General features: G+C 30.8%; 21 protein-coding genes and 10 tRNA genes. 24 read left to right on the top strand and 7 right to left on the bottom strand.

The window, feature by feature from the left end:
* The first annotated feature begins 3 nt into the window (after positions 1-3).
* From proC to GOM42_RS14655, 7 genes are all read left to right on the top strand, one after another.
* On the top strand, positions 4-804 hold the full coding sequence (gene proC / locus GOM42_RS14685) for a pyrroline-5-carboxylate reductase (protein WP_003479402.1): 801 nt from the start codon (positions 4-6) through the stop codon (positions 802-804).
* 262 nt (positions 805-1,066) lie between these two features.
* Positions 1,067-1,555 (top strand): PTS sugar transporter subunit IIB, encoded by a 489-nt coding sequence (locus tag GOM42_RS14680; RefSeq protein WP_110077471.1) that lies wholly within the window; start codon positions 1,067-1,069, stop codon positions 1,553-1,555.
* A gap of 46 nt (positions 1,556-1,601) precedes the next feature.
* On the top strand, positions 1,602-2,393 hold the full coding sequence (locus tag GOM42_RS14675) for a PTS sugar transporter subunit IIC (RefSeq protein WP_003451051.1): 792 nt from the start codon (positions 1,602-1,604) through the stop codon (positions 2,391-2,393).
* The gene (locus tag GOM42_RS14670) at positions 2,393-3,199 is read left to right on the top strand and encodes a PTS system mannose/fructose/sorbose family transporter subunit IID (RefSeq protein WP_003460011.1); all 807 of its coding nucleotides are present in this window, start codon (positions 2,393-2,395) and stop codon (positions 3,197-3,199) included. Before GOM42_RS14675 ends, GOM42_RS14670 begins: the two co-directional genes overlap by 1 nt.
* Positions 3,200-3,371: 172 nt before the next feature.
* Positions 3,372-3,776: a PTS sugar transporter subunit IIA gene (locus GOM42_RS14665; RefSeq protein ID WP_003451031.1), complete on the top strand. Its 405-nt coding sequence runs from the start codon at positions 3,372-3,374 to the stop codon at positions 3,774-3,776.
* A gap of 16 nt (positions 3,777-3,792) precedes the next feature.
* Positions 3,793-4,056, top strand: a complete 264-nt coding sequence (locus GOM42_RS14660; RefSeq protein ID WP_011010999.1) for a preprotein translocase subunit YajC — start codon at positions 3,793-3,795, stop codon at positions 4,054-4,056.
* Between the two features lie 136 nt (positions 4,057-4,192).
* On the top strand, positions 4,193-4,918 hold the full coding sequence (locus GOM42_RS14655; RefSeq protein ID WP_110077472.1) for a GntR family transcriptional regulator: 726 nt from the start codon (positions 4,193-4,195) through the stop codon (positions 4,916-4,918).
* A gap of 56 nt (positions 4,919-4,974) precedes the next feature.
* Here GOM42_RS14655 and GOM42_RS14650 read toward each other — a convergent pair whose 3' ends face one another.
* The 4 genes from GOM42_RS14650 to sdaAB all read right to left on the bottom strand — a co-directional run bounded on the left by GOM42_RS14650 (position 4,975) and on the right by sdaAB (position 8,822).
* Positions 4,975-5,832, bottom strand: a complete 858-nt coding sequence (locus GOM42_RS14650) for a tagatose bisphosphate family class II aldolase (protein WP_011010998.1) — start codon at positions 5,830-5,832, stop codon at positions 4,975-4,977.
* A 19-nt stretch (positions 5,833-5,851) separates the two neighbouring features.
* Complete coding sequence (locus tag GOM42_RS14645) at positions 5,852-7,024, bottom strand: SIS domain-containing protein (protein WP_110077473.1); 1,173 nt, start codon at positions 7,022-7,024, stop codon at positions 5,852-5,854.
* Between the two features lie 235 nt (positions 7,025-7,259).
* Entirely contained in the window at positions 7,260-8,141 is an 882-nt protein-coding gene (gene sdaAA, locus GOM42_RS14640; RefSeq protein ID WP_110077474.1) for an L-serine ammonia-lyase, iron-sulfur-dependent, subunit alpha, read from the bottom strand.
* The gene (sdaAB, locus tag GOM42_RS14635) at positions 8,142-8,822 is read right to left on the bottom strand and encodes an L-serine ammonia-lyase, iron-sulfur-dependent subunit beta (RefSeq protein ID WP_003459996.1); all 681 of its coding nucleotides are present in this window, start codon (positions 8,820-8,822) and stop codon (positions 8,142-8,144) included. It abuts the gene before it with no gap.
* A gap of 480 nt (positions 8,823-9,302) precedes the next feature.
* Here sdaAB and GOM42_RS14630 point away from each other — a divergent pair, with 480 nt between their 5' ends.
* From GOM42_RS14630 to GOM42_RS14605, 6 genes are all read left to right on the top strand, one after another.
* On the top strand, positions 9,303-10,589 hold the full coding sequence (locus GOM42_RS14630; RefSeq protein ID WP_003450991.1) for an adenylosuccinate synthase: 1,287 nt from the start codon (positions 9,303-9,305) through the stop codon (positions 10,587-10,589).
* A gap of 127 nt (positions 10,590-10,716) precedes the next feature.
* Positions 10,717-11,196 (top strand): NUDIX hydrolase, encoded by a 480-nt coding sequence (locus tag GOM42_RS14625; RefSeq protein WP_110077476.1) that lies wholly within the window; start codon positions 10,717-10,719, stop codon positions 11,194-11,196.
* A gap of 109 nt (positions 11,197-11,305) precedes the next feature.
* Positions 11,306-11,497, top strand: coding sequence for a DUF1858 domain-containing protein (locus GOM42_RS14620; RefSeq protein WP_003451010.1), 192 nt, complete (start codon positions 11,306-11,308; stop codon positions 11,495-11,497).
* Positions 11,498-11,811: 314 nt separating this feature from the next.
* Positions 11,812-12,354 carry an NADH peroxidase gene (locus GOM42_RS14615; RefSeq protein ID WP_011591188.1) on the top strand — a complete coding sequence of 181 codons (543 nt, stop codon included), beginning with the start codon at positions 11,812-11,814 and terminating at the stop codon, positions 12,352-12,354.
* 132 nt (positions 12,355-12,486) lie between these two features.
* The gene (locus GOM42_RS14610; protein WP_011591187.1) at positions 12,487-13,227 is read left to right on the top strand and encodes an acyl-ACP thioesterase domain-containing protein; all 741 of its coding nucleotides are present in this window, start codon (positions 12,487-12,489) and stop codon (positions 13,225-13,227) included.
* Positions 13,228-13,249: 22 nt separating this feature from the next.
* Positions 13,250-14,008, top strand: coding sequence for an acyl-ACP thioesterase domain-containing protein (locus tag GOM42_RS14605; protein WP_003456854.1), 759 nt, complete (start codon positions 13,250-13,252; stop codon positions 14,006-14,008).
* A 116-nt stretch (positions 14,009-14,124) separates the two neighbouring features.
* Here the strand turns inward: GOM42_RS14605 and GOM42_RS14600 are convergent, their stop codons facing one another.
* Positions 14,125-15,372 (bottom strand): NAD(P)/FAD-dependent oxidoreductase, encoded by a 1,248-nt coding sequence (locus GOM42_RS14600; RefSeq protein ID WP_003456905.1) that lies wholly within the window; start codon positions 15,370-15,372, stop codon positions 14,125-14,127.
* Between the two features lie 195 nt (positions 15,373-15,567).
* On the opposite strand from GOM42_RS14600, the gene GOM42_RS14595 reads away from it, so the two are divergent.
* The 11 genes from GOM42_RS14595 (at position 15,568) to GOM42_RS14545 (ending at position 17,165) form a co-directional block, all read left to right on the top strand.
* The gene (locus GOM42_RS14595) at positions 15,568-16,137 is read left to right on the top strand and encodes a hypothetical protein (protein ID WP_011591186.1); all 570 of its coding nucleotides are present in this window, start codon (positions 15,568-15,570) and stop codon (positions 16,135-16,137) included.
* A 198-nt stretch (positions 16,138-16,335) separates the two neighbouring features.
* Positions 16,336-16,410 (top strand) — tRNA-Glu (locus GOM42_RS14590).
* A gap of 4 nt (positions 16,411-16,414) precedes the next feature.
* Positions 16,415-16,490: transfer RNA gene (locus GOM42_RS14585), tRNA-Val, on the top strand.
* Positions 16,491-16,503: 13 nt separating this feature from the next.
* Positions 16,504-16,580: transfer RNA gene (locus GOM42_RS14580), tRNA-Asp, on the top strand.
* A gap of 7 nt (positions 16,581-16,587) precedes the next feature.
* Positions 16,588-16,662: transfer RNA gene (locus GOM42_RS14575), tRNA-Glu, on the top strand.
* A 6-nt stretch (positions 16,663-16,668) separates the two neighbouring features.
* Positions 16,669-16,744, top strand: a tRNA-Val gene (locus GOM42_RS14570).
* Positions 16,745-16,758: 14 nt separating this feature from the next.
* Positions 16,759-16,835: transfer RNA gene (locus GOM42_RS14565), tRNA-Asp, on the top strand.
* Between the two features lie 5 nt (positions 16,836-16,840).
* A tRNA-Glu gene (locus GOM42_RS14560) sits at positions 16,841-16,915 on the top strand.
* Positions 16,916-16,922: 7 nt separating this feature from the next.
* Positions 16,923-16,998, top strand: a tRNA-Val gene (locus tag GOM42_RS14555).
* Between the two features lie 11 nt (positions 16,999-17,009).
* A tRNA-Asp gene (locus GOM42_RS14550) sits at positions 17,010-17,086 on the top strand.
* 3 nt (positions 17,087-17,089) lie between these two features.
* Positions 17,090-17,165 (top strand) — tRNA-Thr (locus GOM42_RS14545).
* A gap of 91 nt (positions 17,166-17,256) precedes the next feature.
* Here the strand turns inward: GOM42_RS14545 and GOM42_RS14540 are convergent.
* Both GOM42_RS14540 and GOM42_RS14535 read right to left on the bottom strand, forming a co-directional pair.
* Entirely contained in the window at positions 17,257-18,252 is a 996-nt protein-coding gene (locus tag GOM42_RS14540; RefSeq protein WP_003456704.1) for an ATP-binding protein, read from the bottom strand.
* Positions 18,249-19,250 carry a DnaD domain protein gene (locus tag GOM42_RS14535; RefSeq protein WP_003456897.1) on the bottom strand — a complete coding sequence of 334 codons (1,002 nt, stop codon included), beginning with the start codon at positions 19,248-19,250 and terminating at the stop codon, positions 18,249-18,251. The genes GOM42_RS14540 and GOM42_RS14535 overlap by 4 nt, the downstream gene beginning before the upstream one ends.
* Positions 19,251-19,281: the final 31 nt, after the last annotated feature.

Genomic DNA, 19,281 nt, shown 5'->3' with positions numbered 1-19,281 from the left:
AATATGAATAAAAAAATTGGATTCATAGGCTGCGGTAACATGGGAAGTGCTATGGTTTTAGGAATATTAAAGTCAGGTATTGTGTGCAAAGAAAATATTATTGCATCATGTTCAAGAGAATCAAGTGCAGAAAGAATAAAAAATGAATTAGGAATAAATACAACTCTTGATAACAAAGAAGTTTGTAATAACAGTGACATAATATTTCTTGCGGTAAAGCCATATATGTATGAAAAAGTTATAAAAGAAATAAGAGATTGTGTAGACTTAAATAAGACTATTGTTACTATAGCAGCAGGCATTAATTTAAGTGATGTTGAAAAATGGTTTAAGAAAGAAACAAAAATAGTTAAGACTATGCCAAATACTCCAGCTTTAGTAGGAGAAGCAATGAGCGCTATTTGTCCTAATGAATTAGTAAATGAAGAAGAATTAAAAGAAGTTATGGATATATTTAATGCTTTTGGAAAATCAGAGGTGTTAAGTGAGAAAGATTTCCATGGATTTATAGCACTTTGTGGATCATCACCAGCTTATGTTTATATGTTTATAGAAGCTATGGCAGATGCTGCTGTTAGAGAGGGAATAAGTAGAGATAAAGCCTATAAATTAGCTGCTCAATCAGTATTAGGATCAGCTAAGATGGTTTTAGAAACTGGAGAGCATCCAGCTAAGTTAAAAGACAATGTTTGCTCACCGGGAGGAACAACTATTGAAGCTGTTTTAGAGTTAGAAGAGACTGGATTTAGAAGCTCTGTAATGAGTGCCATGAAAAAATGTTCAAAAAAATCTAAAAAAATGTAATGTTTTTTATTGACAAAAAATAAAAAAACATATATACTTTAATCATGATAATCATTATCAATTAGAGATTGATTATTATTCATGAACTGGATAAAGACAAACAAACACAAACAAACATAATAAAACTCCTACAAGAACTCCTAGATTTTCTAGGAGTTTTTTTCGTTTAAAATAATAATTTAATTATAAAATTATTATAAAGATGTATTACTAGATTTTTAGAGTCATATAATAGTACAAACAATATTAAGGAGGATTTAAAATGCCAATAGTACATTTCAGAGTTGACGGAAGACTTATTCATGGACAAGTAGCCTTGGCTTGGTCTAAAATGACAAATCCAAATCATATCATAGTTGCCAATGATATGGTTGCTAGTGATCCAAATCAACAAGCAATACTAAAATTAGCTGCTCCAAAGCAAGTAAGAATATCAATGCAGCCAGTTGAGAAAGTTATTGCATACTTAAATAGAGGACTAGCTCCAAATGAGAGAGTTTTTCTATTAGTTAAGGATGTGGTAGATGCTAATAGGATTTATGAGGGTGGATTTAAATATATGGACCTTAATATAGGCAATATGACTCATAAACCAAATGCTAAAAAATTAAGTGAAAAACTATTTGTTACAGAAAAAGAGTTTGAAGCATTAAAAAGTTTGCTGGATAAAAATGTTAATTGCTACTTCCAAATGATTCCGACAGACTCAAAGCAAGATATTAGACCGTTAGTAGAGGCTTTTAAAAGTTAATTATTTTAAGGGGATTATACAATTTAATAATTAGGGGGATATGTTTATGCAAGAAATAGGAATTATACAAATTTTACTACTCTCTGTATGGGCTTTCCTAAGCATTAATGAGATGCTAGGTCCTTATCTAGGTTTATGGCATAGGCCGTTAATAGCTGGTTTTGGAGCAGGTCTTATCTTAGGAGATATTCAAACTGGTCTTTTTGTAGGGGCTACTTTAGAAATGATGTCTCTTGGAGTTCACTCATATGGTGGAGCTGTTGTTCCAGACTATACTACTGGTGCTATTTTAGGAGTTACTTTTGGTTATTTAACTGGAAGTTATGAAAGTGGTATTGCACTAGGAGTTCCAATAGCTTTATTAGGATCATACTTAGATGTATTAGCGAGATTATCTACTGGAATTTGTGCTCATAAAGCTGATTCACATGCTGCAAATGGAAACTTAAAAGGAATGTGGAGATGGCATTTATTTGGATCAATTCCATGGGGATTATCAAGAGCAATTCCTGTTTTCGTAGGTGCATTCTTTGGTTCAGAGGTTGCTACTGCATTTATAGAAAAGGTTCCTGTATGGTTAACTAATGGATTCGCTGCTGCAGGACGTGCAATGCCAGCATTAGGGGTTGCAATATTATTAAACTACCTACCAATAACTAAACAATGGTATTTTGCTATTATGGGATTCATATTAGTATGTTTCTTAAATTTACCAATGATCGCAGTTGGTTTAATAGGTCTTATAACTGCTGTTATTTACGTTGAGTTATATCATAAAAATGATGGAGCTAAAGTAAATAATGAGGAAGATTTTGAGCAGATAGGAGGCGAATTCTAATGGAATCTAAAATAACAAAAAAAGATTTATGGCAAGTCTTTTTAAACCATTTATTATTACAAATTTCTTGGTCATATGAAAGAATGCAGGCTTTAGGATTTGCAATTTCTATATCACCAATTTTAAAGAAGGTTTATAAAGATGACCCAGAGGGTATGAAAAAGGCTTTAACTAGACATATGGAATTCTTTAATACTTGTCCTAACTACGGTGCAACCGTTATCTTAGGTATAGTTGCTGCTTTAGAAGAACAAAAAGCTGATCCAGAGCTTATAAGAGGTATTAAAACTGGTATGATGGGGCCTTTAGCAGGTATCGGAGATAGTATGATGTTTGCAATCTTAGGACCATTATTAATATCTATACCAGCATCTATGGCTTTAACTGAAGATTTTACTGGTGCCTTAGTAGCTCTTATAATTACACAAATCATATTCATAAGCTGGAACTTATTTGTTAAGTGGAAACTTATAACTTTAGGTTATCAAAAGGGTGCAGATTTAGCTACAAGCTCAGCTGGCATGATGGATAAGGTTACTTTTGGAGCTGGAATCGTAGGATTAATAGTTGTTGGAGGTATGATTGGTTCAATAATCAATATTACAACTCCAATCCAAGCTAACTTTGGAGGATATGAATTTGTTCTTCAAACAACTTTAGATAGTTTATTCCCTAAACTACTTCCTGTTTTAGCTGTTTTAGGAGTATTCCACTTATTAAGAAATAAAAAGTGGAGCCCAGTCAAAATTGTTATATGTATGTTCATATTATTCACAACTTTAGGTGCTTTAGGAATAGTTGCATAATTTAAATAAGTATATTTTGTTTTGATTTAAGGTGGGCTGTATCAAAGGAGAGTAATAAAGCTTAAAAGAATATTATTAAAATTACTTATTAATATTGTTTATGAGTTTTATTAAAAAGTTATTTTGATACAGTCCATATATTAATAAATAGGTTTTTAGGAGGCAAAGAAGGATGATAGGTGTACTAGTAGCAACTCACGGTGAAATGGCAAAAGGGTTATTTGATGCAATAGATATGATTTGTGGAACCCAAGAGAAATTTAGCATAGTATCTTTAAAAAGAGGACAAGATGCAGAAAGTTTTGGTGAAGAGCTTGGAGAAAAAATAAATGAATTAAATAGTGGTGAGGGAGTGGTGGTTCTTGTAGATTTATTAGGAGCAACTCCAATGAATCAATCAGCCTTAAATTTATATAAATCAGATAAGGTAGAGGTAATAACAGGGGTAAACTTGCCTATGGTTGTTACTGCAACAATGGAGAGAGATTGTTTTAGTGATATAAAAGAATTAGTTGAAAAGATAAAAAATGATGGCAAAGATAGTGTTTGTAGTGTGAGAGAATTATTAAACATATAAGAAAGTGGGGAGACCAATGAAAACTTTTATGATTATTTTATTAGTTCTAGTAGCAGTATTTTTAGTTTGGTATATTGTTAGTTTTAAAGGTGTTAACAAAGATAAAGCTAGGATAATAGAGCAACAGATTAATTTAAAAGTAGGCTCAAATGTTGTTTTAAGTAGTGGTATACATGGAAAGGTTTCAAAGGTTAATAAAGAAACTGTAGAGATTATAATAGACAAAACAAAAAATATTACTATGACTGTAGAAAGGTATTGTGTCTCTAAGGTTTTATAAAATTGAAAATAATTATTTTTAAAGACTCACAGTTTGTATATACTGTGAGTTTATGCTTTATAGAGAAAAACATTGAAAAAAAATAGTAAATATGATAACACTATAAATAGTATTATTAGAATTTAGGGGTGGAAGAATGTTTAAGAGAAGCAGGGGCATAGCCCTGTATCATCAATTAGAAACAGAGCTAATTGATCTTATAAATAGCGGAGAACTTAAGGAAAATGATAAGTTACCATCTGAAAGAGAATTATGTGAGCAATATAATGTTAGTAGAACAACAGCTAGGCAAGCCATTGGAGAATTAGAAAGAAAAGAGTATGTATATAAGGTCCATGGAAAGGGAACTTTTATATCTCCTAAAGTGTATAAACAACAATTATTAAAATTTTATAGTTTTACTGAAGAAATGAAAAAGCTTGGGAAAAATCCATCTTCAAAAATATTATCCTTTGATTTAATAAGAGCTGACAATAAGATTTCTGAAAAATTAAAAGTGGAAGAAAACTCACTGGTATATAAGATAGTAAGACTAAGAATAGCAGATGAAGTTCCAATGATGGTAGAGTGTACTTATTTACCTGAATATAGATTTATTGATTTGAAAGAAAAGATGCTTAAAGAAAAGCCTATGTATGATATATTTAAAGAAGTCTATAATGTTAGTCTAACTAAGGCTAAGGAAAGTTTTAAACCAATATTAATTTCAAAGAGTGATTCAAAATTATTAAATGTGGAAGATGGTACAGCTGCAATGAGAATTGAAAGAGTTACCTTTGAAAATGAAAGAGTTATAGAGTATACAGTAAGTGTTTCAAGAGGAGATAAATTTGAATATACTGTAGTTTTAGAAGAAGATTAATAAAGTAAAGAGACATCAAAAAAATTGATGTCTCTTTTATATATAAAATTAAATAATTAAGCTTTACCATTACTACCACAAAGAAGAATCTTGTGTTCAACTATTTTCTTCATAGCCTCTTTACCTGGAGTCATATATTTTCTTGGGTCATTAGCCTTTGGATTAGCTATGAAATAATCTTTTACTGCATCTGAAAATGGAATCTTTAAGTCTGTAGCAACATTAACCTTGCATATTCCAAGTTCTATAGCTTTTTTAACTAATTCATCTGGAACATCAGATGCACCATGTAAAACTAAAGGTACAGATACCTTTTCTCTAATTTTAACTAATCTATCAAAGTCTAATTTAGGAGTTCCTTTATATAATCCATGAGCAGTTCCAATTGCTATAGCAAGTGAGTCTACACCTGTTCTTTCAACAAATTCTAAAGCTGCATCAGGGTCTGTATATGCTCCTTCATTTTCATCTACCACTAAGTCATCTTCAACTCCAACAAGTTTACCAAGTTCAGCTTCAACAGTAGCGTCATATCTATGAGCAAAGTCTACAACTTCTTTTACCATGTTTACATTGTCTTCAAAGGAAAGATGGGAAGCATCTATCATACAAGATTTAAATCCAGTTATTATATGACTTTTTATAAGCTTTGGATCTTCAAAGTGGTCAAGGTGAATTGCTATTGGAATATCATATTTTTGAGAGGCTACTTCAGCCATAGCTACTATATAATCTGGACCAGCATAATCAATAGTTCCAGGAGTACCTGCGATTATGACAGGAGAGTTAAGCTCAGCGGCAGTCTCAACAACTACTTGAAAAGTTTCTAGATTGTGTATGTTAAAAGCAGGAATAGCATATCCTCCTTTTTGAGCTCTTAAAAGCATATCTTTAGTAGATTTAATTTTATTCATAAAAAACACCTCTCATAAATTAATTATTATATTCGTGAATTATAACCCCTTGAACAACTCTATTAACTGTTCCATCAGGTCTTGGATTATCAGGAGAAATTCCAAGTCTTAAAGAGTTAAAGAAAGAAATCATTTGACCAAATATTATATAATTAAATGCTATAAATGTATCATCTAATTTAGATCCATTAGCTGTTATATATTTATGAGAAATTTCCTTAAGATTTTCTCTGTCAAAATAATTTAAAACAGCAACCTTTTGAGTACCTTCATCATTATAAACTTCTTTTATTAAGTCATAATCATAAAGAGCTGTATAATCATTTGTAGAGCATAAGAATATAACTAAAGTATTATTATTTATTATTGACTTAGGACCATGTCTAAAGCCTAAGATTGATTCACAAACAGTAACTTGTTTACCAGAAGTTAATTCTAAATTTTTAAGAGCCATTTCATGGCAAAGACCCTTTAAGGCGCCAGAACCTACATAAACAATTCTTTCTGCTCCTAAATCTGAAATTGCTTTTGCATCTTTCCATTGATTATCAAGAGAAGCTTGTCCTTTAGTAGCTAATTCTTCAACGATTTTTTTATTTTCTTCTAGATTAGCTATATCAAATAAAAGTAGAGTAGCTAATGTCATACAAGTAAAGGAACTTGTCATAGCAAAACTCTTATCATTTGATTTTTCTGGCATTAATAAAACTAAGTTTCCTTCTTTTTCTTGAGACTTCTTAGCAAGCTCACCCTCTTTATTACAAGTAACAACTATGTGTGCTAGATTTTTAACTTTCTTTTCAAATAAATCATAAGTTCCAACACTTTCTGGGCTATTACCAGAACGAGCATAAGAAACTAAGATGGTATTTGCATTTTCATCTATATATTCATCTGGATTTGAAACGAAGTCAGTAGTTGCTATAGCTTCAACTATTTTACCTAACTTTTTAGCTAAATAAAGATATATGGTATCTCCAACATAGGCAGATGTTCCTGCTCCAGTTAAGATTATTCTTACATTGTCTTTATTTAAATTTTTTTCTAAGAATTTATTTATAGCTTCTTTATTATTTTCTACTATGTTTAAAGTCTCTTTCCATAATTCTGGTTGTTGATATATTTCATTGGCTGTATAAGTGGCTTTTAAGCTGGATAATTCTTCTTGAGTAAATCCAAAAATTTTATTCATAAATCTCACCCCTATTATAATGTTGTCATTACCAGTTGGTAGAAATAAAAAAGCACCAAAGATAATGATGTTATTACAAGTTAATATTACAATATTATCATAATAAATGTCAATAATTTACTAGTAACTTTGAAGAAATACCAATATAAAATTAAAAAGCGTATATTAATATTGAATGCTAATTATTTAAAAATAAAATGAGCATATATAATTACATATGCTCATTAAAAAATAATTATTTATCTTTACCAAAAACTTTTTCTTTTAATTTAAGTCCTGTTTTAGTAATTGCTAAACCACCTAAGGCAGTTTCTCTTAGAGAAGCAGGTAAAGATTTTCCTACTCTATACATAGCTTCAACTGTATCATCAAAAGGTATCTTGCTATGTATGCCTGCCATAACTAAGTCGGCAGTTGTTAAGGCGCTAACTGCTCCTGCAAAATTTCTTTTAGCACAAGGTACTTCTACTAAGCCAGCTATTGGATCACAAACTAGACCAAGTATATTTTTAAATACTATTGCCCCAGCATCTAAAGCCATTTCTGGAGTTCCACCCATCATTTCTACAGTGGCAGCAGCTCCCATAGCAGCAGCAGACCCACATTCAGCTTGGCATCCACCTTTAGCACCGGCTAATGTTGCATTTTGCGCAATTATCATACCTACAGCAGAGGATGCTAATAAACCTTGAATAAGTTCTTCATCACTTAGATTTAATCTTTCTCCTACAGTCAATATTACAGCTGGTAATATTCCGCAAGAACCAGCTGTTGGGCATGCCACTATTCTTCCCATAGAAGCATTTACTTCTGAACAAGATAAGGCTCTTGCCATAGCGCCAACCATAACATTCCCAGTTAAAGTATCCCCTTTTTCTAAGTATTTTTTTAATTTATAAGCATCTCCGCCAATTAATCCACTTACAGAATAAACTTCTTTTTCTTGCCCTTCATTAGCTGCTTCTTTCATAACTTGAAGAACTTTTTCCATACCTTTTATTACATCTTCTCTAGTACAGTTTTTACTTTCCATTTCATATTGAATAGCGTATTCAGCTAAGGAGAAATTATTCTCTCTACATATTTCTAATAATTCAGCACCGCTTCTTGCAATCATCTAAATATCCTCCTTTACTGGGTTTATAACAACTAGTTTTTCAACAGCTTCAACTTTCTTAATTTCATCAATAATGTCCTTTGTAATAGGGCTATCCATTTCAAAGACCATTCTTGCAGCCTTTCCTCTTTCTGTTCTAAAGACTTTCATGAAAGCTATATTAATATTATGCTCATAAACTATGGCTGTTACTTTAGATACAGCTCCAGGAACATCTTTATGTGAGATTATTAGTGTTGGGTATTCACCAGTAAATTCAACAACGCTACCATTTACCTCAGTGATTTTAATACTTCCACCACCTATTGATGATCCTACTATTTCATGAAAAACACCATCAATATCTTCAATTATAAATTTAACTGTATTAGGATGTGCATCTCCTAAATCAACTTCTTTAAACTCTATTTCAATATTTTTTTCTTTTGCTATTTCTAAAGAATTTCTAAGGTGTGTATCAGAAGGTTCCATTCCAAGGATACCTGCTACTAAAGCTTTATCTGTACCATGACCTTTATAAGTTTTGCCAAAAGAACCGTGTAAAAGAAAAGTAACTTTTTTCATTGGTTTACCACAGATTGCTCTAGCTACTTTTCCAAGTCTAGCAGCCCCTGCAGTATGAGAGCTAGATGGTCCAATCATAATTGGTCCAAGGATATCGAAAACACCATATGTATTCATTTTTTATCCTCCTTTGTTATATTTAATAAAATAAGATTTTTAGTGTCTAATTAAGTAATTCTTTCGTTAAATATAGTATAACATTTTTAAAAATCAAGATTGAAATTTTATCTAAATTTAATGTTAATAATTTAATTAGTTTTAGAAGTAAAAATATTTAGTAAAAAATCAATTTATTGATAAGAATAAGTATAAGGAAAAGAGTAATATTAATGAGAATTTTGACGAAGAAATATTATTAAATTAAATATTATTTAATTGAATTAAATAAAATGAACTTTAGGACTAAAAATATGTTAAAATATTCGTTTTTATTGCCTTGACCTAAGAGTTTTACTCTGTTAATATGGTATAGGACAATGAAATTTATAGCAAAAATACCTATAAATACGAACGTTGTCTACTCGGAAAAAGTTAATCAACCGTTATGGTTTATAAAAAAAGAATGTTAATGTTCTTTTTATAAGGAGGAAATAAAAAATGTCAGCATTTGTTGTATTAGGAGCTCAATGGGGAGACGAAGGAAAAGGAAAGATGACAGATTACTTAGCAGAAGAGGCAGAAGTAGTTGTTAGATTCCAAGGAGGAAATAACGCTGGACATACAGTTGAAGTTGAAGACAAACAATACAAGTTACACTTAATACCTTCAGGAATATTACATGACGAGAAATTAAACGTAATAGGAAATGGTGTTGTAGTAGATCCTAAAGCACTATTTACAGAAATAGATTATTTAGAAGGCTTAGGAGTAAAAGTAACTCCAGAGAAATTAATAGTTAGTGATAGAGCACATCTTATAATGCCATACCACATAACTTTAGATAAGTTAAAAGAAAAAGCTAGAGGAAAAAATGATATAGGAACTACTTGCAAAGGAATAGGTCCTTGTTATACAGATAAATATGAAAGATCAGGAATAAGAGTTTGTGACCTTATGCACAAAGATTCTTTTGCTGAAAAATTAAGAATAAACATCGAAATGAAAAATGGATACATCAAATTATTAGGTGGAGAAGAGTTAAACTTCGATGAAATATACAATGAATATATGGCATTTGCTGAAAGATTAAGACCATATGTTAAAGATACTTCAGTTGAAATATACAACGCTATCCAAGCTGATAAAAATGTATTATTTGAAGGAGCTCAAGGAATGCTTCTTGATATAGACTATGGAACTTATCCATATGTTACATCATCAAACACAACTTCATGTGGAGTTGCTAGTGGAGCAGGTATAGGACCAAACATGGTAACTAATGCTGTTGGTATAGCTAAAGCTTATACTACAAGAGTTGGTAAAGGACCATTCCCAACAGAGCTTGAAAATGAAACTGGTGATTGGATAAGAGAAAAAGGTCATGAGTACGGAGTAACTACAGGAAGATCAAGAAGATGTGGTTGGTTAGACCTTGTTATCTTAAAAACTACTACAAGAGTTTGTGGATTAACTTCATTAGTAGTAACTAAAATAGATACATTAGCTGGATTAGATAAAATACAAATGTGTGTTGGATATGAATTAGATGGAAAAGTTATAGATTACTTCCCAGCTAGTTTAGAAGATTTAGCTAGATGTAAACCAGTATATGAAGAGTTCGAAGGATGGGGAGAAGAAGTTGCTGATGCAAGAAGCTACGAAGAGTTACCAGAGAACGCTAAAACTTACTTAAGAAGAATAGAAGAGTTCACAGGAACTAAAGTTTCTATAGTTGGTGTTGGACCAAAGAGAAACCAAACTATAAGAGTAAGAGAAGAACTTTAATAAGTAGTAAAGAATAATTACTTTAAAATAGCTTAAGATTATTTAATCTTAAGCTATTTTTTATTTTAGGGTATAATATTTTTAAATTAATTTAGAATAAAATTATGTAATTTAAGAGGAGAATTGTATGGGATATATAATGGATTTAAGAAAAGAACTTCCTAATCCACATAGACCACTTATAATGTGTTCAGCTGGAATAATAATAATTGATAAAAAGGGAAGGGTATTATTACAAAAAAGAACTGACAATAATAAATGGGGACTTCCTGGAGGAAGTTTAGAGCTTGGCGAAAGTTTTGAGGAAGCTGCTATTAGAGAGGCATACGAAGAAGTGGGGCTTAAGGTCAAGAGTTTAAGCTTATTTAATGTTTACTCTGGTAAAGAGTGTTACAATAAATATCCTAATGGGGATGAAATTTATAACGCATCTTCTATATTTATTTCAAATGATTATGAAGGAGAAGTAGTCTTAGATGGAGAAGAAAGTGCAGATGCTGTATTTTTTAAAAAGGTAGATATTCCTTCACTAGAAGAGGTTAATCCTCCAGATAGGATTGTGATAAAAGATATAATAGAAAAATTAAATATAGAAAAGTATATATAAGTTTTATTTTAAATATTATAATTCAGAGTGAAATACTTGTATTTGAAATTTATAGGGAGTATAATTAAGGATATAACTTTTAATTTAATTAAGAGAGGTGTAGTTTATTATGATAACTAAAGACATGACAATTGGAGAAGTAATAAGAAAAATGCCAACAGCTGCTGAGGTATTAATGAGCTTTGGTATGGGATGTGTTGGATGCCCATCAGCTCAAGCTGAAACTTTAGAAGAGGCTGCAATAGTTCATGGAATAAACTTAGACGATTTAATAGAAGCTATAAATAACATAGAATATTAATTTTAAGCTCTGTTTAAAATAAGAAGTGCTTTTTTAATAGGTGCTTCTTATTTTTATACTATTTACTTTAAAAGTTAATTATTAAGTTTAAATATAAGATTAATTTAAATACATTGTTTATAAATTATATATTTAAAAAATTTTTTTGAAAAAAATAAAAAATAACTATTGATAAATAATAATTATTATTATATAATAATGACATAAGGTTGATGAGGAAATACATCAACAAAAAAACACTTAAATAAAGACTTTTAAATTATGATATAAATTGAAATTAGATAAATTGTTTGTTTTGTAGGAGGAATAAGATTATGAAAAAATTTGTTTGTACAGTATGTGGATATGTTTATGAAGGAGAAAAAGCACCAGAAAAATGTCCAGTATGTGGAGTTGGAGCTGACAAGTTCATAGAGCAAGGAGAAGACCTAGCATTTGCAGATGAGCACAGAATCGGAGTTGCTAAAGGTGTAGATGAAAGAATAATCGAAGGATTACAAGCTAACTTTGTAGGAGAATGTACAGAAGTAGGAATGTACTTAGCTATGTCAAGACAAGCTGACAGAGAAGGATTCCCAGAAGTTGCTGAAGCTTATAAAAGAATAGCTTTCGAAGAAGCAGAACATGCTGCTAAATTCGCAGAAATGTTAGGAGAAGTTGTAGAAGCTGATACAAAAGCTAACTTACAAGCAAGAGTAAATGCAGAGCATGGAGCTTGCCAAGGTAAGAAAGATTTAGCTACTTTAGCTAAACAATTAAACTTAGATGCAATCCACGACACAGTTCACGAAATGTGTAAAGATGAAGCTAGACACGGAAAAGCTTTCGCTGGATTATTAAACAGATACTTTAAATAAGAATCCATCACAAATTGTTTGTATTGATATATTTATAAAGAAAACACCACTAAAACACCTAGTTTAGTGGTGTTTTTCTAGTTTGAAAGGTATTTTTTGATTTGATATACTTCCAAATGAGGAGTGATTAAAATGGGGAAAGCTTATGAAAAAGTTTATGAAGTTACTTATGGAGAAACAGATGGAAGAAAAGACTGTAGAATAACTTCAATGATGAACTTCTTTTCAGACTGTTGCTTAAGTCAAGAAGAAAAGAATTCAATGAACTATGCAGATAATAGCAGTGAAACTACTTGGGTATTTTTTGATTATGAAATAATAGTTAATAGATATCCAAGATATAGAGAGAAAATTAAGGTAAAAACTTATGTTGAATCTATAAGAAAGTTTTATTCTAACAGAGTATTTGAGGCTTATGATATGGATGGGGCCTTAGTAGCTAGGGCTGATGTATTAGCCTTCTTAATAAACAAAAAAACTAGAAGACCAGCTAGAATAAGCGATGAAGAATATGAGATTCATGGATTAAGTAAGGAGTCTTCAAAATTATTAAGAAAAAAATTAAACTTTGAGAAATTTGATAAAGAAGATTTAGAGATGAATTTTCACATAAGATATTTAGATATAGATCTAAATATGCATGTAAGTAATATTAAGTATGTAGAGTGGATTTTAGAAACAGTACCAGTTGATATTGTTCTAAATTACAAAATGAAAAAAATAAAAATAAAATTTGAAAAAGAAATTACATATGGTCATAATGTAATTATAAAGTCAAAAATAATTAAGGGTGAAGATGAAGTAAAGGTTCTTCATAAAGTAGAAAATGAAGAGGGAGAAAGCATTACTTTAGCAGAAACTTATTGGTATTAAAATTTTTCTAGGAGAATTAATTATGAGCGAAAATAAATTTATGAAAAAATATGATGTACTATATTATGATTCAGATGTTAATAAAAACATAAGAATGGTTCCACTTATGAAAATCTTTGGTGATGTATCTGCAATCCATGAGGAAGAGTTAGCTTATGAAGGAATTAAGTATTTAAAAGATCATGAATTAAGTTGGATTATTTATAGTTATTCAATAGATATAAAAAAGCCAATACCATATAAAAGTTCAATAAATGTGGAAACTTATCTAGAAGGAATAAAGAAATTTTATGCTTGTAGAGTATATAAAGTTTATAATGAAAAAAATGAACTTGTGGCTGAAGGAAAGATTATTTTCTTATTAATAGATTTAGAAAAGCGTAGAGCTGTTAGAATACCTAAAGAGTATTGTGAGTTAATAAACATGAGTGATACTGGAGAGGTAGAGTTAAAATCAACTAAAGTTGAAAAATTAATTAGAGAAGATTTAGAATCAAATATTTCTGTAAGAAGAAGTGATATAGATTTTAATAAGCATGTTAATAACACTAAATACTTAGAATGGACTATGGAAGCTACACCAGAGTGTATTTTAGATGAATATAGCCTTATATCAGCTAAAATAAAGTATGAGAAGGAAGTTAGACTTGGAGATGATGTAAATATTGTTTGCCAATGGGATGAGATTGAAGAAGGTTATAAGTGCCTTTACAAGATTGTAAACAATAGGTTAGGAGAAGTTTCAGCTTCAATAGAAACAATTTGGAAAAAAGAGTTTTAAAAGTAATAAAACCCTCGGTATGGCTAGGAGTTTTTAGCCTAGTTATACCAAGGGTTTTGTATTAAATAAAAATAAATTTTATTTAATTAAAAAATATATTATTCATAGAAAATATATTACTGAAGGGTACAAGAAAGTGCAGCAGTAAATCCAGAACTCCAAGCCCATTGAAGATTAAATCCACCACAATCTCCATCTACATCTAATAATTCACCACAAAAATAAAGGTTATCTACTAACTTTGACTGAAGAGTTTCAGAATCAACTTCCTTTGTATTTATTCCACCAGTAGTTACCTGAGCTGCTTGGAAGCCATTTGTTCCAATACATTTAAATTCCCAAGATTTCATAAGGTTTATTAAGGCTTTTTTCTCTTTCCAAGTAAGTTCATAACATGGTTTATGTAAATTATCTATACCTGCTTCTCTTAATAATATAGGTATCATTTTTTTGTTAACAACACCTATAAGTGAGTTTATAACTTCTCTACAAGAAAAAACAGCAAAATGTCCTTCTAAGAAATCTTCTAATTCCTTTAATGATTTATCAGGCATCATATCAACTAAGATTTTAACCTCTTTACCTTTAAAGCATCCTAAGGAAGCTTCTCTAGATATTTGTAATATTGGAGGGCCAGATATGCCGTAGTCTGTAAAAAGAATCTCTCCAAATTCTTTTCTAATACTTTTTCCATCACATAAAACTTCAGCATAACCATTAAACTTTATTCCTGATAAAGCTTTAAGTTTATTGTGAGATAGTTTTAATTGTACTATAGCTGGATTAGGTTCAATAATAGAGTGGCCTAAACTTTTAGCAAGAGTATATCCAGAGCCATCAGAACCAGTTTTAGGAGCAGATTTTCCTCCACAAGCCATTATTAACTTTTTACACTTAATCACAGGTGAATCCTCATTTCCTGTGGATAAAGTAAATTTACCCTTAGATTTGTGGATAGATTTTACTTTGTAAGAATTATAAACAGGAATTTCACGTTCTTCTAAGGCCATTTTTAAAATATCTACAACAGAAGAGGCCTGTAAAGATTGAGGATAATTTTTCCCTTTTTCAAGTTCTATTATTGGTAATCCTAGATTAAGAAAAAAGGCTTTTGTATCTTCTACAGAAAATTTATTTAAAGATTTAATAAAAAATCCATCATTTGCACTATGAAAGTTTTCAAATGGAAAACTTATTAATGAATTTGTTATATTACATCTACCGTTTCCTGTAGTAAGAATTTTTTTACCTATTCTGTCTGTTCCTTCAACTATGGCAACATCTAATCCAAAATTCTTTGCTGTAATTGCAGCTGTCATACCAGAAGCTCCGCCTCCTATAATAACTACATCATGGTATATCATAAGTTTAATTTCTCCCTTCTAAATTTGTATATATTAATAATCAAAATAATTTTCTAAAATTCTTATATGTTTAATCATAACATTTCTAAGTTTGAATTGTATCATATTTGACTAGTAATAGATACTTAAAGAGAAGAAATTATAAGGTTATATTATTTTATTTAAGGAGTAATACTAAATAATGAGGTGAATATTATGAAATTTAGGATTACCAATGAAAATATAGAGGGGTATAATACAGAATTAAAGATTAGAAGAATGAATTATGATCAAGTAGTGGTAAATTATCAAAATAATTCTGGAATAAAAACATTTAAAATTAATGAGGGAGAATTAGTTTCAGAAGGAGAAGTTGATGATATAATTAAAAAATACAATGACTTATTAAAAATAAAAATAAACAGAGGAACATCAGCTTTATTTTATAAAGGTATAATAGATTCAATTGAAGAATCTATTGAGGAAGTAAAATCCTTAAAAGTTTTAAATGATTTTACTAAATCAACAAGTAAAAGAGGAATTTGGGATAAAGAGATACTTATATACCTAAACGAAAGCTATCCAATAAAAATTGAAGCAAGTGGAAGAAATTTTAGGGAAGATAGTTATAAGTTCAATATTAAGGTTCTAGAAGAAGCAGAATTCATTGAAATGTGCCATTTTAATATAGGAAAATTAAAGAATCAAATAGGTTGGAGAGAAAGGCAGTTAAATGTCTATAAAAAAATAGTTGAAAAAATAGAAAAAGAGAGTAATTTTGAGTAAAATGGCGAATTGTAATTATAATTTTATTAAATAGCTATAAATGGCCTAAAATAACTAAAAAAAGTGTTGACATAACTTTAGTTTTTGGGTATTATATTCCTTGTCAGGTCGCCAAGTGCGAAAGACGAAAAACAAAATAAACAAATTTAGTTTAAAGCTAAAACTGGTCAAAAATGATGTGGTTTTAAGAGTTAATGTGGCCCCTTGGTCAAGCGGTTAAGACACCACCCTTTCACGGTGGTAACAGGGGTTCGATTCCCCTAGGGGTCACCAACATGGTCGCATAGCTCAGCTGGGAGAGCACCTGCCTTACAAGCAGGGGGTCACAGGTTCGATCCCTGTTGCGACCACCATAAAACTTTTAATGGCTCAGTAGCTCAGTTGGTTAGAGTGCCGGCCTGTCACGCCGGAGGTCGAGGGTTCGAGCCCCTTCTGAGTCGCCACATTTTTGGCCCCTTGGTCAAGCGGTTAAGACACCACCCTTTCACGGTGGTAACAGGGGTTCGATTCCCCTAGGGGTCACCATATTACGGTCGCATAGCTCAGCTGGGAGAGCACCTGCCTTACAAGCAGGGGGTCACAGGTTCGATCCCTGTTGCGACCACCATAAAAGTTTTTAATGGCTCAGTAGCTCAGTTGGTTAGAGTGCCGGCCTGTCACGCCGGAGGTCGAGGGTTCGAGCCCCTTCTGAGTCGCCAGTTTTGGCCCCTTGGTCAAGCGGTTAAGACACCACCCTTTCACGGTGGTAACAGGGGTTCGATTCCCCTAGGGGTCACCATATATACGGTCGCATAGCTCAGCTGGGAGAGCACCTGCCTTACAAGCAGGGGGTCACAGGTTCGATCCCTGTTGCGACCACCAAAACTTTTAATGGCTCAGTAGCTCAGTTGGTTAGAGTGCCGGCCTGTCACGCCGGAGGTCGAGGGTTCGAGCCCCTTCTGAGTCGCCACATGCTGGTGTGGCTCAATTGGCAGAGCAGCTGACTTGTAATCAGCAGGTTATCGGTTCAAGTCCGATCATCAGCTCCAAAGAACTTCAGTTAAACTGAAGTTTTTTTTTATTCTTTTAGAGAGTAATTCGCCATTTAATTTATTTATGCAAAAAAGTACACCTTATCTTTTAAGTAAGATAAGGTGTATTTTTTCTTTTTTGAAGATTTTTCTTTATTCTTATGTCATCTCCGTAAGTTTTAAATAGAAGAAAGTTTCCTAGCAATCTAGAAGTTATTCTTTCTGCATAAGCTTGCTTCAATTCAGGAAGATTTAAATTTGTAGATATAATCATCTTTTTATTTAATAATATTTTTTTGTTTAGAAGGGTAAATAACTCAGTTGTAGAGAAATCAGTTATTTGTTCTGCGCCTAAGTCATCTATAACAAGTAAGTCACAATTTATAAGCAAATCTTCTAATTCATGATCATTATTAAATCGTATTTCTCTAAGATTTCTAATAAGTTCATCTGATGTTCTATAAACTACAAGAAATCCATTATCTAATAATTCTTTAGCTATGCAATAAGTTAAAAATGTTTTTCCAGTTCCAGGACTACCATAGAAAAGTATATTTTCATTATGCTTATCAAATTTAGGGATATATCCATTAACCATTTTATCAATGATTATTTGCATATTTTCTCTTGGAGAATATTTTTCATTACCATTATTTAAAGGAGAAAAAACATTTATATCAAATTTTGAAAAATTATTTAGCTTTAAAGCATCAGCCATATGAGAATTTTCATAGTATATGTCTACAAGTTTTTTCTTATAACAAATACATTTTTTAGTGCCTATATATCCTGTATCTTTGCAAGATTGACAGGTATAATGCATATCTAAATAATCTTTTGGATATCCACTCATAGCAAGTAGTTGATCTTTTTCATCTCTAAGATTTTCAATTTCTTTTTTTAATTTTTCAAAACTTTCTTTTTCATGTTTTCTTAAAGCAAGCATTGAAAGTTTTAAAGAAAGCTTATTTATTTCTCTTTCATACTCAAAAACTTGAGGTAGCTTTTCTTTTAACTCTTTTTGTCTATTAGCTAGATTTGATTTTTCTTTTTGACGGATTTTTTCATACATATCCATCAATTGACTTTTATAACCTTTAATCATTCAATATCCCATCCTAACAATTGTTTTTCTAAGGAATCATAGTCATAATCTCTTTGGGTAAAGTTTGCTTCTCTAGCTGGTTTCTTTTGAATTGGAGCTGAATTATTTTTGTTAAATGGTTTTTTTATACTAGATGTCTTTTTAATATCTTTTTTTGCCACATCATCAAGCGTTTTTATACCATCTTTAAACCATTTACCTAAGATACCATCTATATATTTAAAATCAGCTCTGTTTAAACGTTCAAAGCATATATCACAAGCCTTAAGTATTAACTCAACAGAGAAGTTATAAGTTAAAAGCCACTTTTCCATCATAGTTTCCTGTGGCTTCATTATTTCGGTATTTTGAATTCCTAAATACTTAAGAATTTTTCTTATTTTAACCCATTTGTCTTCTGTTTTAGTTATATAAGCTTGAGCTTCCTCTATTGATTTTATTCCGGCATTATGCCATCCAAGAGCCACTGTCTCTATGTATCTAACATCTTTTTTACCCTTAGATACACAGTACTCTATTAGTATTAATATAAGCTCTGAGGAAAAATTAAGCTCTGTTTGCCAAGAAAGATAAGTTGTCATTTCCTTTGTGGATAAAGGACGACATATAAGCTTTTCTATATCTTTGAGCATATCCTTAGTGTTATTTTCATCAAGGGCTGATAATAAATCAACAGAGTTTTGACTTGATGAATGATTACCTTCTGATAAGTCTAAAAATTCTATTTTAAAGTTATTCATTTTATCTATAGGAACTAGTTTTATAACACCTTCGTCATGCCAATAATTAAGAGCATTCATTATATCTGATTCTAAAAGATTTAAGTTTGTTGCTAAAATTGAAGAGTTAACTCCAGGTTCTCCAGTGAAATTATATTTTAGCAATAATAAATAAACCTTAATAAATTCTCCACGAGCTTTAGGCATATATTCTTCTAGGAATACATTACTAACAGGAGTAAACTTAGTGGCTGAGTTTTTTAACATAAAAGTACTCAAAAAATAACCACCTTTCTAGATTTATAAATAG

The sequence above is a fragment of the Clostridium sp. 16K-1-R1 genome, from assembly GCF_023921145.1.
GTDB lineage: Bacteria > Bacillota > Clostridia > Clostridiales > Clostridiaceae > Sarcina > Sarcina perfringens.
Note: the sequence above shows the minus strand (reverse complement) of the source record. Positions and strands in the feature narration are given on the sequence as shown.

What these genes read in the sequence shown, in the direction of transcription:
- proC (WP_003479402.1), top strand. Translation starts at nt 4, where the DNA reads ATGAATAAAAAAATTGGATTCATAGGCTGCGGTAACATGGGAAGTGCT.
- GOM42_RS14680 (WP_110077471.1), top strand. Translation starts at nt 1,067, where the DNA reads ATGCCAATAGTACATTTCAGAGTTGACGGAAGACTTATTCATGGACAA.
- GOM42_RS14675 (WP_003451051.1), top strand. Translation starts at nt 1,602, where the DNA reads ATGCAAGAAATAGGAATTATACAAATTTTACTACTCTCTGTATGGGCT.
- GOM42_RS14670 (WP_003460011.1), top strand. Translation starts at nt 2,393, where the DNA reads ATGGAATCTAAAATAACAAAAAAAGATTTATGGCAAGTCTTTTTAAAC.
- GOM42_RS14665 (WP_003451031.1), top strand. Translation starts at nt 3,372, where the DNA reads ATGATAGGTGTACTAGTAGCAACTCACGGTGAAATGGCAAAAGGGTTA.
- GOM42_RS14660 (WP_011010999.1), top strand. Translation starts at nt 3,793, where the DNA reads ATGAAAACTTTTATGATTATTTTATTAGTTCTAGTAGCAGTATTTTTA.
- GOM42_RS14655 (WP_110077472.1), top strand. Translation starts at nt 4,193, where the DNA reads ATGTTTAAGAGAAGCAGGGGCATAGCCCTGTATCATCAATTAGAAACA.
- GOM42_RS14650 (WP_011010998.1), bottom strand. Translation starts at nt 5,832, where the DNA reads ATGAATAAAATTAAATCTACTAAAGATATGCTTTTAAGAGCTCAAAAA.
- GOM42_RS14645 (WP_110077473.1), bottom strand. Translation starts at nt 7,024, where the DNA reads ATGAATAAAATTTTTGGATTTACTCAAGAAGAATTATCCAGCTTAAAA.
- sdaAA (WP_110077474.1), bottom strand. Translation starts at nt 8,141, where the DNA reads ATGATTGCAAGAAGCGGTGCTGAATTATTAGAAATATGTAGAGAGAAT.
- sdaAB (WP_003459996.1), bottom strand. Translation starts at nt 8,822, where the DNA reads ATGAATACATATGGTGTTTTCGATATCCTTGGACCAATTATGATTGGA.
- GOM42_RS14630 (WP_003450991.1), top strand. Translation starts at nt 9,303, where the DNA reads ATGTCAGCATTTGTTGTATTAGGAGCTCAATGGGGAGACGAAGGAAAA.
- GOM42_RS14625 (WP_110077476.1), top strand. Translation starts at nt 10,717, where the DNA reads ATGGGATATATAATGGATTTAAGAAAAGAACTTCCTAATCCACATAGA.
- GOM42_RS14620 (WP_003451010.1), top strand. Translation starts at nt 11,306, where the DNA reads ATGATAACTAAAGACATGACAATTGGAGAAGTAATAAGAAAAATGCCA.
- GOM42_RS14615 (WP_011591188.1), top strand. Translation starts at nt 11,812, where the DNA reads ATGAAAAAATTTGTTTGTACAGTATGTGGATATGTTTATGAAGGAGAA.
- GOM42_RS14610 (WP_011591187.1), top strand. Translation starts at nt 12,487, where the DNA reads ATGGGGAAAGCTTATGAAAAAGTTTATGAAGTTACTTATGGAGAAACA.
- GOM42_RS14605 (WP_003456854.1), top strand. Translation starts at nt 13,250, where the DNA reads ATGAGCGAAAATAAATTTATGAAAAAATATGATGTACTATATTATGAT.
- GOM42_RS14600 (WP_003456905.1), bottom strand. Translation starts at nt 15,372, where the DNA reads ATGATATACCATGATGTAGTTATTATAGGAGGCGGAGCTTCTGGTATG.
- GOM42_RS14595 (WP_011591186.1), top strand. Translation starts at nt 15,568, where the DNA reads ATGAAATTTAGGATTACCAATGAAAATATAGAGGGGTATAATACAGAA.
- GOM42_RS14540 (WP_003456704.1), bottom strand. Translation starts at nt 18,252, where the DNA reads ATGATTAAAGGTTATAAAAGTCAATTGATGGATATGTATGAAAAAATC.